This is a genomic window from Pseudomonas sp. GW821-FHT09H03, assembly GCF_059415945.1.
In genome coordinates this window covers 479,617-492,853 of sequence record NZ_JBWKOF010000001.1, presented here as the reverse complement: position 1 = coordinate 492,853, position 13,237 = coordinate 479,617, and the positions used below count along the sequence as shown (strand labels likewise).

Here is a 13,237-nt window from a genome sequence, read left to right as displayed (position 1 = left end):
AAAACGGGGGCCATTCCGGCCCGTTGTGGACGAACCAGGTAACACGACAATGAAACGTACTTTCCAACCAAGCACTATCAAACGCGCTCGTACCCACGGTTTCCGTGCTCGCATGGCTACCAAGAACGGTCGTGCCGTCCTGTCGCGTCGTCGCGCCAAAGGTCGTGCGCGTCTGGCAGTTTGATAATCCGGCACTGGAGGTGAGTCAGGACTTCAGTCGGGAAAAGCGTCTGCTTACCCCCCGGCATTTCAAGGCAGTCTTTGACTCCCCTACCGGCAAGGTTCCGGGGAAAAATCTCCTGCTCCTTGCGCGCAACAACGATCTTGATCACCCCCGTCTCGGGCTGGTTATCGGGAAAAAGAGCGTAAAGCTCTCCGTCGAGCGCAATCGCCTCAAACGTCTGATGCGCGAATCGTTTCGCCTGCACCAGGATTCACTGGTCGGCTGGGACATTGTTATCGTCGCGCGCAAAGGTTTGGGGGACGTAGAAAACCCCGAATTGATTCAGCATTTCGGCAAGCTCTGGAAGCGTCTGGCTCGCAGCACGCCAGTACCAGCAGTCAAAACCGAAACTGTAGGGGTAGACAGTCCAGATGCGTAAACTGGCACTCGTTCCGATCCAGTTTTACCGCTATGCCATTAGTCCCCTGATGGCCAGTCACTGTCGTTTCTACCCCAGTTGTTCCTGCTACGCGTTAGAAGCCATCGAAAATCATGGCCTTCTTCGCGGTGGCTGGCTGACCTTTCGTCGTTTAGGTCGCTGTCATCCGTGGAATCCCGGTGGTTATGACCCGGTTCCACCTATCCCTACCTCCCGCTCTTCTTCGATGGCCGAGTAATCATGGATATCAAACGCACGATCCTGATCGTCGCCCTGGCAATCGTGTCCTACGTTATGGTTCTTAAATGGAACCAGGACTATGGCCAGGCTGCCCTGCCGACTCAGAATGTTGCTTCCAGTACGACCGCACCGGGCCTCCCGGATACGGCAACTGGCAATAAAGCGTCCGTCAGTGACGACATTCCACACGCCGCTAACGATACCAGTGCACCTGCCGAAACTCCGGTAGCGGTAAGCACCGACCTCATCCAGATCAAAACGGATGTGCTCGATCTGGCTATCGATCCACAAGGTGGTGATGTCGCCCAGCTGAAATTGCCGCTGTATCCACGTCGCCAGGACCATCCGGAAATTCCGTTCCAGTTGTTCGATAACGGCAACGAACGCACTTATCTGGCTCAAAGTGGCCTGATCGGCAGCAACGGTCCGGACGCAAGTCCTGCCGGTCGTCCGGTTTACTCCTCGGAAAAGAAGGTTTATCAACTGGCTGACGGTCAGGACCAATTGGTCGTAGACCTGAAGTTCAGCAAGGACGGCGTCAACTACATCAAGCGTTTCACCTTGAAACGCGGCCTGTACGACGTAACCGTTTCCTTCCTGATCGACAACCAGAGCGCTCAGCCATGGTCCGGCGCGATGTTCGCGCAACTGAAGCGTGACGCCAGCTCCGATCCATCTTCCAGCACCGCCACCGGTACCGCGACTTACCTGGGCGCTGCCCTGTGGACAAGTTCCGAGCCGTACAAGAAAGTGTCCATGAAGGACATGGACAAGGCACCGCTGAAAGAAACCGTTACCGGTGGTTGGGTTGCCTGGTTGCAGCACTACTTCGTAACTGCGTGGATTCCGGCCAAGGGCGAAAACAACGTCGTCCAGACCCGTAAAGACAGCAAAGGCAACTACATCATTGGTTACACCGGCCCGTCAGTGACTGTCGCGCCAGGTGCCAAGGCTGAAACCAGCGCAGTTCTTTATGCCGGTCCGAAAAGCCAGGCTGTGCTCAAAGAGTTGTCCCCAGGTCTGGAACTGACTGTCGACTACGGCATTCTGTGGTTCATCGCTCAACCGATCTTCTGGTTGTTGCAACATATCCACGCCCTTGTGGGTAACTGGGGTTGGTCGATCATCTTCCTGACCATGCTGATCAAAGGGATCTTCTTCCCATTGTCGGCTGCCAGTTACAAATCCATGGCGCGCATGCGTGCAGTGGCGCCAAAACTGGCTGCACTGAAAGAGCAACATGGCGATGACCGGCAGAAAATGTCGCAGGCCATGATGGAGCTGTACAAGAAAGAGAAGATCAATCCGCTGGGTGGTTGCTTGCCAATCCTCGTGCAGATGCCGGTTTTCCTCTCGCTGTACTGGGTTCTGCTGGAAAGCGTTGAAATGCGCCAGGCGCCATTCATGCTGTGGATTACTGACCTGTCGATCAAGGATCCGTTCTTCATCCTGCCTATCATCATGGGTGCAACCATGTTCATCCAGCAGCAGCTGAACCCGACTCCACCGGATCCGATGCAGGCCAAGGTGATGAAGCTGATGCCAATCATCTTCACCTTCTTCTTCCTGTGGTTCCCGGCTGGTCTGGTGCTGTACTGGGTAGTGAACAACTGCCTGTCGATCGCCCAACAGTGGTACATCACACGTAAGATCGAAGCGGCTACCAAAGCAGCTGCCTGATTTACACTGTGGATAACCACTCAAGACGCCCCCTAGTGGGGCGTTTTGCTATCTGTCACTTTTGTCTGGATACCGGTTTATGAGCGCTCCGCGTGAAACCATCGCCGCCGTTGCCACAGCCCAAGGGCGCGGCGGGGTAGGCATCGTGCGTATTTCCGGGCCGTTGGCCAGCGTTGCGGCCAAGGCTTTCAGTGGTCGAGAACTCAAGCCGCGATTCGCCCACTACGGTGAATTTCTCGGTAACAACGACGAGGTACTGGATCAGGGTATCGCGCTGTATTTCCCCGGACCGAACTCGTTCACCGGCGAAGACGTACTGGAACTGCAAGGCCACGGAGGTCCGATTATTCTGGATATGCTGCTCAAGCGTTGCCTGGAACTGGGTTGCCGTCTCGCCCGTCCAGGAGAATTCAGCGAGCGCGCATTCCTCAACGATAAGCTCGACCTGGCCCAGGCCGAAGCCATTGCCGACTTGATCGAAGCCAGTTCTGCACAGGCCGCTCGAAATGCCCTGCGGTCCCTGCAGGGGGCATTCTCGATACGTGTGCATAACCTGACCGAGCAATTGATCGGCCTGCGTATTTATGTCGAGGCAGCCATCGATTTCCCCGAAGAGGAAATCGACTTTCTGGCCGATGGGCATGTGTTGAGCATGCTCGACAAAGTACGCGACGAGTTATCCACCGTTTTGCGCGAAGCCGGGCAGGGCGCCTTGTTGCGTGATGGCATGACCGTGGTTATCGCCGGCCGTCCGAATGCCGGCAAATCCAGTCTGCTCAATGCACTGGCAGGGCGCGAAGCGGCAATCGTGACGGAAATTGCCGGCACGACCCGGGACGTTCTTCGCGAACATATCCACATTGATGGTATGCCGCTGCACGTAGTCGATACTGCGGGACTGCGAGACACCGATGATCATGTGGAAAAGATCGGTGTCGAGCGCGCCTTGAAAGCCATTGGCGAGGCTGATCGTGTGTTGTTGGTCGTTGATGCCACTGCCCCCGAAGCCCTCGATCCATTCGCCCTGTGGCCGGAATTCCTCGAAACCCGCCCGGATCCCGCGAAAGTAACGTTGATCCGCAACAAAGCTGACCTGACGGGTGAAGCCATTGCCCTGGAAGTCAGCGAGGATGGCCACGTAACCATTAGTCTGAGTGCAAAGTCCGGGGGTGTCGGCCTGGAATTGCTGCGTGATCATCTCAAGGCCTGCATGGGTTATGAACAGACGTCGGAAAGCAGCTTCAGTGCCCGTCGTCGCCACCTTGAGGCGCTTCGTCATGCCAGCGCAGCCCTTGAGCATGGCCGGGCACAATTGACCCTGGCCGGTGCCGGGGAGTTGTTGGCCGAAGATTTGCGCCAGGCGCAGCACTCCCTCGGAGAAATCACCGGGGCATTCAGCTCGGATGATCTGTTGGGAAGAATTTTTTCCAGCTTCTGCATCGGCAAGTAACAGCCTCGCTCCCTCAGACAGGCCGTTCGTGCCTGTCTGCATCTTCTTTTTTCTGAACCTGACGCCAGTGCTGAGCGGATTTTTTCCGCTTGAGCGGCGTTTTCACGTGTGGATTTTGTTCCTGCAGTCGCTTTTCTGTGGATTAAGCCCTGTGAATAACCGCGGCTAAGGCCAGTTGATAACAGGGCCTGAAAACTGAACATAACTGCCTCTGTGGATAACCACCCCTTTCATCCACAGGCTTACACCGGTTATCCAAGGGCCTCATTGGCACATGATCACAGGGTTTTGAATCTCTGTACACAACGTAAATAAAGGCCTACAGGATTCTATCCACAGAAATGTAGGTGCATAGAAATAAACATAAAAACAAAGATTTAATAAATTTCTTTCTTTTTAATTTCTATAACTCCGACTTTTCCACAGCTGGTTAAATTTTGTGCAAAGGGTTCTTTAGGAACGGCGAAGTCCCTATACTTGTCGACCAGGTTCAAAAACCTGAGCTCAAACTATTCCTGAATTACCTACTTAAGCAGGCACGAGGTGCGTGGTGGATTTCCCTTCCCGTTTTGAAGTGATCGTCATCGGCGGCGGTCATGCCGGTACCGAGGCAGCACTGGCCTCAGCACGTATGGGGGTGAAAACCCTGTTGCTGACGCATAACGTGGAAACCCTCGGTGCCATGAGTTGCAATCCGGCCATTGGTGGTATCGGCAAAAGCCATCTGGTCAAGGAAATCGATGCCCTCGGCGGCGCGATGGCCATGGCTACCGATAAGGGTGGTATCCAGTTTCGCGTATTGAACAGCCGCAAAGGCCCGGCCGTGCGCGCTACCCGCGCCCAGGCAGACCGGGTGCTGTACAAGGCAGCTGTGCGCGAAACTCTGGAAAACCAGCCGAACCTGTGGATATTTCAACAGGCTGCTGACGATCTGATTGTCGAGCAGGAGCAAGTGCGTGGTGTCGTTACCCAAATGGGTCTGCGTTTCTTCGCCGATTCCGTGGTGTTGACCACCGGTACGTTCCTCGGTGGACTTATCCACATCGGCTTGCAGAATTTTTCCGGCGGTCGCGCCGGTGATCCACCATCGATCGCATTGGCTCACCGCCTGCGTGAGCTGCCATTGCGTGTGGGTCGTTTGAAAACAGGTACGCCGCCGCGTATTGACGGCCGGTCTGTGGATTTCTCTGTTATGACCGAACAACCGGGTGATACGCCGATCCCGGTGATGTCGTTCATGGGCAACAAGGAACAGCATCCACAGCAAGTCAGTTGCTGGATTACCCACACGAATGCCCGCACCCACGAAATCATTGCTGCGAACCTCGACCGTTCGCCGATGTATTCCGCTGCCGGTGAGATCGAAGGTATCGGTCCGCGTTATTGCCCGTCGATCGAGGACAAGATCCATCGCTTTGCCGACAAGGAAAGCCATCAGGTGTTCATCGAACCGGAAGGTTTGACCACCCATGAGCTGTATCCGAACGGGATATCCACAAGCTTGCCGTTCGATGTGCAATTGCAGATCGTGCAATCGATCCGCGGCATGGAAAACGCGCACATCGTGCGTCCGGGTTATGCCATCGAGTACGACTACTTCGACCCGCGCGACCTGAAGTACAGCCTGGAAACCAAAGTCATTGGCGGCTTGTTCTTCGCCGGGCAAATCAACGGCACCACCGGTTACGAAGAAGCCGGCGCCCAGGGTTTGCTGGCCGGAACCAACGCAGCACTGCGCGCACAGGGCAAAGAAGCCTGGTGCCCGCGTCGCGACGAAGCCTACATCGGCGTGTTGGTCGACGACCTGATTACCCTCGGTACCCAAGAGCCGTATCGGATGTTCACGTCCCGTGCCGAATATCGCCTGATCCTGCGCGAAGACAACGCCGACCTGCGCTTGACCGAAAAAGGTCGCGAATTAGGTCTGGTGGATGACGCGCGCTGGGCGGCTTTCTGCAAAAAACGCGAAAGCATCGAACTGGAAGAGCAGCGACTGAAAAGCACCTGGGTTCGCCCCGGCACTGAACAGGGGGATGCGATTGCCGAAAAATTCGGCACGCCGCTGACCCACGAATACAACTTGTTGAATCTCTTGAGCCGTCCGGAAATCGACTACGCTGGTCTGATCTCCGTGACGGGCGGCGGCGCAGAAGATCCACAGGTTGCCGAGCAGGTCGAAATCAAGACCAAGTACGCCGGCTACATCGATCGCCAACAGGATGAAATCGCTCGTCTGCGGGCCAGCGAAGATACAAAACTGCCTGTGGATATCGATTACACGAACATTTCCGGTCTTTCCAAAGAGATCCAGAGCAAGCTCGGCGCGACACGTCCTGAGACCTTGGGCCAGGCATCGCGTATCCCGGGCGTCACCCCGGCAGCCATTTCGCTGTTGATGATTCATCTGAAAAAACGCGGCGCGGGCCGTCAGTTGGAGCAAAGCGCTTGAGTTCGTTGGTCACTTCGCAACACGCAGAAGAGTTATCCACAGGCGCTCGCCAGCTGGGCGTATCCCTGACTGAAACCCAGCACGCACAGCTGCTGGGTTATCTGGCCCTGTTGATCAAATGGAACAAGGCTTACAACCTCACCGCGGTGCGCGATCCGGACGAAATGGTTTCCCGCCATTTGCTCGATAGCCTGAGCGTCATGTCGTTCATCGAAAACGGTCGCTGGCTTGATGTCGGCAGCGGTGGCGGCATGCCGGGAATACCTCTGGCCATTCTGTTTCCGGACTCCCAGGTGACTTGCCTGGACAGCAACGGCAAGAAAACCCGCTTCCTGACCCAGGTCAAACTCGAACTCAAACTGGATAACCTGCAAGTTATCCACAGTCGCGTCGAAGCCTTCCAGCCTGCTCAAGCCTTCAACGGGATCATTTCCCGGGCATTCAGCAGCATGGAGAACTTCAGCAACTGGACTCGCCACCTTGGCGATACCGAAACACGTTGGCTGGCAATGAAGGGCGTTCATCCCGCCGATGAGCTGGTAGCATTGCCGGCAGACTTCCACCTCGATAGCGAACACGCCCTGGCCGTACCCGGTTGCCAAGGCCAACGCCATCTGCTGATACTGCGCCGCAGGGCATGATTGGGAACACAAGCAAGAATGGCTAAGGTATTCGCGATAGCGAACCAGAAAGGTGGTGTGGGCAAGACCACCACCTGCATCAACCTCGCAGCATCCCTGGTCGCTACCAAGCGCCGGGTGTTGTTGATCGACCTCGATCCACAAGGCAACGCCACCATGGGTAGCGGTGTGGATAAACATGGCCTGGAAAACTCGGTCTACGACCTGTTGATCGGCGAATGTGATCTGGCCCAGGCCATGCACTTCTCCGAACACGGCGGTTACCAGTTGTTGCCAGCCAACCGCGACCTGACCGCGGCCGAAGTGGTTCTGCTGGAAATGCAGATGAAGGAAAGCCGCCTGCGCAGTGCGTTGGCGCCGATCCGGGAAAACTACGATTACATTCTGATCGACTGCCCGCCGTCGCTGTCGATGCTCACGCTGAACGCACTGGTCGCCGCCGACGGGGTGATTATCCCCATGCAGTGCGAATACTTTGCGCTCGAAGGCTTGAGCGACCTTGTGGATAACATCAAGCGTATCGCCGAGCTGCTCAATCCAAACCTCAAGGTCGAAGGCCTGCTGCGCACGATGTACGACCCGCGCCTGAGCCTGATGAACGATGTTTCCGCGCAGCTCAAGGAACACTTCGGCGATCAGCTCTACGACACCGTCATTCCGCGCAACATCCGTCTGGCCGAAGCGCCAAGCTACGGCATGCCGGCGCTGGCATACGACAAAGCGTCCCGCGGCGCCGTTGCCTACCTGGCCTTGGCGGGCGAGATGGTTCGTCGTCAACGCAAAAACTCACGCATCGCCGCAGCTCAGGCAACTTAAGGAATCCCCATGGCCGTCAAGAAACGAGGTCTCGGACGTGGACTGGATGCACTGCTGAGTGGTCCGACTGTCAGCGCGCTGGAAGAACAAGCGATACAAGCCGATCAGCGCGAGTTGCAACACCTGCCGCTGGATCTGCTGCAGCGCGGCAAGTACCAGCCACGCCGCGACATGGACGCTCAGGCGCTCGAAGAGCTCGCTCAGTCGATCAAGGCCCAGGGCGTGATGCAGCCGATCGTGGTTCGCCCGATCGGTGGCGGTCGCTTCGAAATCATTGCCGGTGAGCGCCGCTGGCGCGCCAGTCAGCAGGCGGGTCAGGAAACGATCCCCGCAATGGTTCGCGATGTGCCGGATGAAACCGCCATCGCCATTGCGCTGATCGAGAACATCCAGCGCGAAGACCTCAATCCGATCGAAGAAGCGGTAGCCTTGCAGCGTTTGCAGCAGGAATTCCAGCTGACCCAGCAGCAAGTCGCCGAAGCTGTGGGCAAGTCGCGGGTGACCGTGGCGAATTTGTTGCGCCTGATTTCGTTACCGGAAGTCATCAAGACCATGTTGTCCCACGGTGACCTGGAAATGGGTCATGCCCGTGCTTTGCTCGGTTTGCCGGAAAATCAGCAGGTGGAAGGGGCGCGACACGTTGTCGCACGTGGGCTGACCGTACGCCAGACTGAAGCACTGGTTCGCCAGTGGTTGAGTGGTAAACCGGAGCCTGTGGAACCTGCAAAAGCGGACCCGGATATCGCCCGCCTGGAACAGCGCCTGGCCGAGCGCCTAGGCTCTGCGGTGCAGATCCGCCACGGAAAGAAGGGAAAGGGACAGCTGGTGATTGGCTACAACTCCCTGGATGAGCTTCAGGGTGTGCTCGCACACATCCGCTGAAACAATTCCCCATGTAGCGTGCAGTCGGAAATCACTACCTGACAGTTGAATAGGGGCTGAACCGCCCCTATACTCTGCGCGCATTTTGTCGGCACAAATTATGCCAAGTTATTGAATTTCGGCAGCCGGCCATGGGAGAGAAAAAGTGATGGAGACCCGCACGCCAAACCGCTTGCCGTTCCATCGCCTGGCAGTTTTCCCGGTGTTGATGGCTCAATTTGTCGTTCTGCTCATTGCCGCTTTGGCGCTCTGGCAACGGTATGGAGTTGTTGCCGGGTACTCGGGACTCTGCGGAGGCCTGATCGCCTTGCTACCCAATGTTTATTTTGCCCACAGGGCGTTCCGGTTTTCCGGTGCCCGGGCAGCTCAAGCCATCGTCCGGTCTTTTTATGCCGGCGAGGCGGGCAAACTGATTTTGACGGCGGTGCTTTTTGCATTGACGTTTGCAGGTGTGAAGCCACTGGCGCCGCTAGCTGTATTCGGCGTCTTCGTGCTGACCCAACTGGTCAGCTGGTTCGCTCCCCTGCTGATGAGAACAAGACTTTCGAGACCTTAGGGCGTTTGAGGCAACCATGGCAGAGACAACCGCTTCGGGCTATATCCAGCACCACTTGCAGAACCTGACCTTCGGTCAGCTACCCAACGGCGGCTGGGGCTTTGCTCACACCGCAGCAGAAGCCAAAGAAATGGGCTTCTGGGCTTTCCACGTCGATACCCTCGGCTGGTCGGTCGCTCTGGGTCTGATCTTCGTACTTCTTTTCCGCATGGCGGCAAAGAAAGCGACTTCGGGTCAGCCGGGTGCTTTGCAGAACTTCGTTGAAGTATTGGTCGAATTCGTCGATGGCAGCGTGAAAGACAGCTTCCATGGCCGTAGCCCGGTGATTGCACCGCTGGCACTGACCATCTTCGTCTGGGTGTTCCTGATGAACGCCGTCGACCTGGTACCGGTCGACTGGATTCCTCAACTGGCCATCCTGATTTCCGGCGACCACCACATCCCGTTCCGCGCCGTGTCGACTACCGACCCGAACGCGACCCTGGGCATGGCGATCTCGGTTTTCGCACTGATCATTTTCTACAGCATCAAGGTCAAGGGCATCGGCGGCTTCATCGGCGAACTGACCCTGCACCCGTTCGGCAGCAAGAACATTTTCGTTCAAGCCCTGCTGATCCCGGTGAACTTCCTGCTGGAATTCGTGACACTGATCGCCAAGCCGATCTCCCTGGCTCTGCGTCTGTTCGGCAACATGTACGCCGGCGAGCTGGTCTTCATTCTGATTGCTGTGATGTTCGGCAGCGGTCTGCTCTGGCTTAGTGGCCTGGGCGTAGTTCTGCAGTGGGCGTGGGCTGTGTTCCACATCCTGATCATCACCCTGCAGGCGTTCATCTTCATGATGCTGACCATCGTCTACCTGTCGATGGCACACGAAGAAAACCATTAAGACCAGTTTCGACTAGTCTGATGTCCCTCCCCGTCAAAAGGGAGGGGGCTCCTCACGGGGCATCTGAAACGATTTGTTTTACCGCTTTAATCTAAAAAACCTAAACCATACGACGTAAAAGTCGGGAGGAAAGATGGAAACTGTAGTTGGTCTAACCGCTATCGCTGTTGCACTGTTGATCGGCCTGGGCGCACTGGGTACCGCAATTGGTTTCGGCCTGCTGGGCGGCAAGTTCCTGGAAGGCGCAGCGCGTCAGCCAGAAATGGTTCCAATGCTGCAAGTTAAAATGTTCATCGTTGCCGGTCTGCTCGACGCCGTAACCATGATCGGTGTTGGTATCGCTCTGTTCTTCACCTTTGCGAACCCGTTCGTTGGTCAGATCGCTGGCTGATTACTCGGATCTTCCGGGTAATTTGGTGTGATGGACAACGTAACTGCGAGGTGTTGGCGTGAACATTAATGCGACCCTGATTGGCCAGTCCGTTGCGTTCCTGATTTTTGTACTGTTCTGCATGAAGTTCGTATGGCCTCCGGTCATCGCGGCTCTGCACGAACGTCAAAAGAAGATCGCTGATGGTCTGGACGCTGCCAGCCGAGCAGCTCGCGACCTGGAGTTGGCCCAAGAGAAAGCGGGTCAGCAACTGCGCGAAGCGAAAGCTCAGGCAGCTGAAATCATCGAGCAAGCCAAGAAACGCGGTAATCAGATTGTTGAAGAGGCTGTTGAAAAAGCCCGTATCGACGCTGACCGTGTGAAGGTTCAGGCTCAGGCCGAGATCGAACAGGAACTGAACAGCGTCAAAGACGCGCTGCGCGCCCAAGTGGGTAGCCTGGCCGTTGGCGGTGCTGCGAAGATCCTGGGTGCCACAATCGATCAAAACGCGCACGCAGAGCTGGTTAACCAACTGGCTGCTGAAATCTAAGCGAGGGCGATCATGGCAGAACTGACCACGTTGGCCCGACCTTACGCTAAGGCGGCCTTCGAGCACGCTCAGGCCCACCAGCAACTGGCCAATTGGTCAGCCATGCTCGGCCTGGCAGCAGCGGTGTCGCAAGACGACACCATGCAGCGCGTGCTCAAGGCCCCGCGACTGACGAGCGCAGAAAAGGCCGCCACGTTCATTGACGTGTGCGGCGACAAGTTTGATGCCAAGGCACAGAACTTCATCAACGTCGTTGCCGAAAACGAACGTCTCCTGCTGTTGCCGGAGATCGCCGCTCTGTTTGACCTGTACAAGGCCGAACAAGAGAAATCGGTAGACGTAGAAGTGACCAGTGCTTTTGCATTGAACCAAGAACAGCAAGACAAACTCGCCAAGGTTCTCAGTGCACGACTCAACCGGGAAGTGCGCCTGCAAGTCGAGGAAGACAAATCCCTTATTGGGGGCGTTGTCATCCGCGCCGGCGACCTGGTTATCGATGGCTCGATTCGCGGCAAAATCGCGAAACTTGCCGAAGCATTGAAATCTTGAGTTTGAAGGGGCAGCAGAGCAATGCAGCAACTCAATCCTTCCGAAATAAGTGAAATTATCAAGGGCCGCATCGACAAGCTCGATGTGACCTCCCAAGCCCGTAACGAAGGCACTGTCGTCAGCGTATCTGACGGTATCGTGCGGATTCACGGTCTGGCCGACGTAATGTACGGCGAGATGATCGAGTTTCCGGGCGGCGTCTTCGGTATGGCCCTCAACCTGGAGCAAGACTCCGTAGGTGCCGTTGTATTGGGCGCATACCAGTCTCTGGCTGAAGGCATGAGCGCCAAGTGCACTGGCCGCATCCTGGAAGTTCCGGTTGGTAAGGAACTGCTGGGTCGCGTTGTCGACGCACTGGGTAACCCAGTTGATGGCAAAGGTCCACTGGGCAACACCGAGACCGACGCGGTCGAGAAAGTTGCTCCAGGCGTGATCTGGCGTAAGTCGGTAGACCAGCCTGTACAGACTGGCTACAAGGCTGTCGATGCCATGATCCCTGTCGGCCGTGGCCAGCGTGAGCTGATCATCGGTGACCGTCAGATCGGTAAAACCGCTCTGGCGATCGACGCGATCATCAACCAGAAGAACAGCGGCATTTTCTGCGTATACGTAGCGATCGGTCAGAAACAATCGACCATCGCCAACGTGGTTCGCAAGCTGGAAGAAAACGGCGCCCTGGCCAACACGATCATCGTGGCTGCCAGTGCTTCGGAATCTCCTGCGCTGCAATTCCTGGCACCGTACTCCGGTTGCACCATGGGCGAATTCTTCCGCGACCGCGGTGAAGACGCGCTGATCGTTTATGACGATCTGTCCAAGCAAGCAGTGGCTTACCGCCAGATTTCCCTGCTGCTGCGCCGTCCACCAGGCCGTGAAGCTTACCCAGGCGACGTGTTCTATCTCCACTCCCGTCTGCTGGAACGCGCATCCCGCGTTTCGGAAGAGTACGTAGAGAAGTTCACCAACGGCGCAGTGACCGGCAAAACCGGCTCCCTGACCGCATTGCCGATCATCGAAACCCAGGCTGGCGACGTTTCCGCGTTCGTTCCGACCAACGTGATTTCCATCACCGACGGTCAGATCTTCCTGGAATCGGCCATGTTCAACTCGGGCATCCGTCCTGCAGTGAACGCCGGTGTTTCGGTATCCCGTGTGGGTGGTGCCGCTCAGACCAAGATCATCAAGAAGCTCTCCGGTGGTATCCGTACCGCTCTGGCTCAGTACCGTGAACTGGCGGCATTCGCCCAGTTCGCTTCTGACCTGGACGAAGCGACCCGTAAGCAACTTGAGCATGGTCAGCGCGTTACCGAGCTGATGAAGCAGAAGCAATACGCACCAATGTCGATCGCTGACATGGCGCTGTCGCTGTATGCCGCTGAGCGTGGGTTCCTGACTGACGTTGAAATCGCCAAGATCGGCAGCTTCGAGCAAGCGCTGATTGCTTTCTTCAACCGCGATCACGCCGATTTGATGGCGAAGATCAACGTGAAAGGTGACTTCAATGACGAAATCGACGCTGGCATGAAAGCCGGTATCGAGAAGTTCAAGGCCACCCAAACCTGGTAA

The 13,237-nt window shown here is 56.5% G+C and carries 15 protein-coding genes; all 15 read left to right on the top strand.

What is annotated here, in order from left to right; genetic code table 11:
- The first annotated feature begins 49 nt into the window (after positions 1–49).
- The 15 genes from rpmH (at position 50) to atpA (ending at position 13,237) form a co-directional block, all read left to right on the top strand.
- The gene (gene rpmH / locus AC07OG_RS02190; protein ID WP_003213577.1) at positions 50–184 is read left to right on the top strand and encodes a 50S ribosomal protein L34; all 135 of its coding nucleotides are present in this window, start codon (positions 50–52) and stop codon (positions 182–184) included.
- A 16-nt stretch (positions 185–200) separates the two neighbouring features.
- Positions 201–602, top strand: coding sequence for a ribonuclease P protein component (gene rnpA, locus AC07OG_RS02185; protein ID WP_027926203.1), 402 nt, complete (start codon positions 201–203; stop codon positions 600–602).
- Positions 595–840, top strand: coding sequence for a membrane protein insertion efficiency factor YidD (gene yidD, locus AC07OG_RS02180; RefSeq protein ID WP_010207715.1), 246 nt, complete (start codon positions 595–597; stop codon positions 838–840). The genes rnpA and yidD overlap by 8 nt, the downstream gene beginning before the upstream one ends.
- Before the next feature lie 2 nt (positions 841–842).
- Positions 843–2,522, top strand: coding sequence for a membrane protein insertase YidC (gene yidC, locus AC07OG_RS02175; protein ID WP_495066104.1), 1,680 nt, complete (start codon positions 843–845; stop codon positions 2,520–2,522).
- 79 nt (positions 2,523–2,601) lie between these two features.
- Entirely contained in the window at positions 2,602–3,972 is a 1,371-nt protein-coding gene (gene mnmE, locus AC07OG_RS02170; RefSeq protein WP_495066103.1) for a tRNA uridine-5-carboxymethylaminomethyl(34) synthesis GTPase MnmE, read from the top strand.
- A gap of 550 nt (positions 3,973–4,522) precedes the next feature.
- On the top strand, positions 4,523–6,421 hold the full coding sequence (gene mnmG / locus AC07OG_RS02165) for a tRNA uridine-5-carboxymethylaminomethyl(34) synthesis enzyme MnmG (RefSeq protein ID WP_218423461.1): 1,899 nt from the start codon (positions 4,523–4,525) through the stop codon (positions 6,419–6,421).
- On the top strand, positions 6,418–7,062 hold the full coding sequence (gene rsmG / locus AC07OG_RS02160; RefSeq protein WP_060540280.1) for a 16S rRNA (guanine(527)-N(7))-methyltransferase RsmG: 645 nt from the start codon (positions 6,418–6,420) through the stop codon (positions 7,060–7,062). Before mnmG ends, rsmG begins: the two co-directional genes overlap by 4 nt.
- Positions 7,063–7,080: 18 nt before the next feature.
- Complete coding sequence (locus AC07OG_RS02155; protein WP_060540279.1) at positions 7,081–7,878, top strand: ParA family protein; 798 nt, start codon at positions 7,081–7,083, stop codon at positions 7,876–7,878.
- Between the two features lie 9 nt (positions 7,879–7,887).
- Positions 7,888–8,760, top strand: a complete 873-nt coding sequence (locus AC07OG_RS02150) for a ParB/RepB/Spo0J family partition protein (protein WP_060540278.1) — start codon at positions 7,888–7,890, stop codon at positions 8,758–8,760.
- Positions 8,761–8,908: 148 nt separating this feature from the next.
- Positions 8,909–9,316, top strand: a complete 408-nt coding sequence (locus tag AC07OG_RS02145; RefSeq protein ID WP_007985054.1) for a F0F1 ATP synthase subunit I — start codon at positions 8,909–8,911, stop codon at positions 9,314–9,316.
- Positions 9,317–9,332: 16 nt separating this feature from the next.
- Positions 9,333–10,202: a F0F1 ATP synthase subunit A gene (gene atpB, locus AC07OG_RS02140; protein ID WP_495066102.1), complete on the top strand. Its 870-nt coding sequence runs from the start codon at positions 9,333–9,335 to the stop codon at positions 10,200–10,202.
- A 133-nt stretch (positions 10,203–10,335) separates the two neighbouring features.
- Positions 10,336–10,593 (top strand): F0F1 ATP synthase subunit C, encoded by a 258-nt coding sequence (gene atpE / locus AC07OG_RS02135; RefSeq protein WP_003097235.1) that lies wholly within the window; start codon positions 10,336–10,338, stop codon positions 10,591–10,593.
- Between the two features lie 58 nt (positions 10,594–10,651).
- Positions 10,652–11,122 (top strand): F0F1 ATP synthase subunit B, encoded by a 471-nt coding sequence (locus tag AC07OG_RS02130; RefSeq protein ID WP_060540276.1) that lies wholly within the window; start codon positions 10,652–10,654, stop codon positions 11,120–11,122.
- 12 nt (positions 11,123–11,134) lie between these two features.
- Entirely contained in the window at positions 11,135–11,671 is a 537-nt protein-coding gene (locus AC07OG_RS02125) for a F0F1 ATP synthase subunit delta (protein WP_060540275.1), read from the top strand.
- A 21-nt stretch (positions 11,672–11,692) separates the two neighbouring features.
- Entirely contained in the window at positions 11,693–13,237 is a 1,545-nt protein-coding gene (gene atpA / locus AC07OG_RS02120; RefSeq protein WP_030132553.1) for a F0F1 ATP synthase subunit alpha, read from the top strand.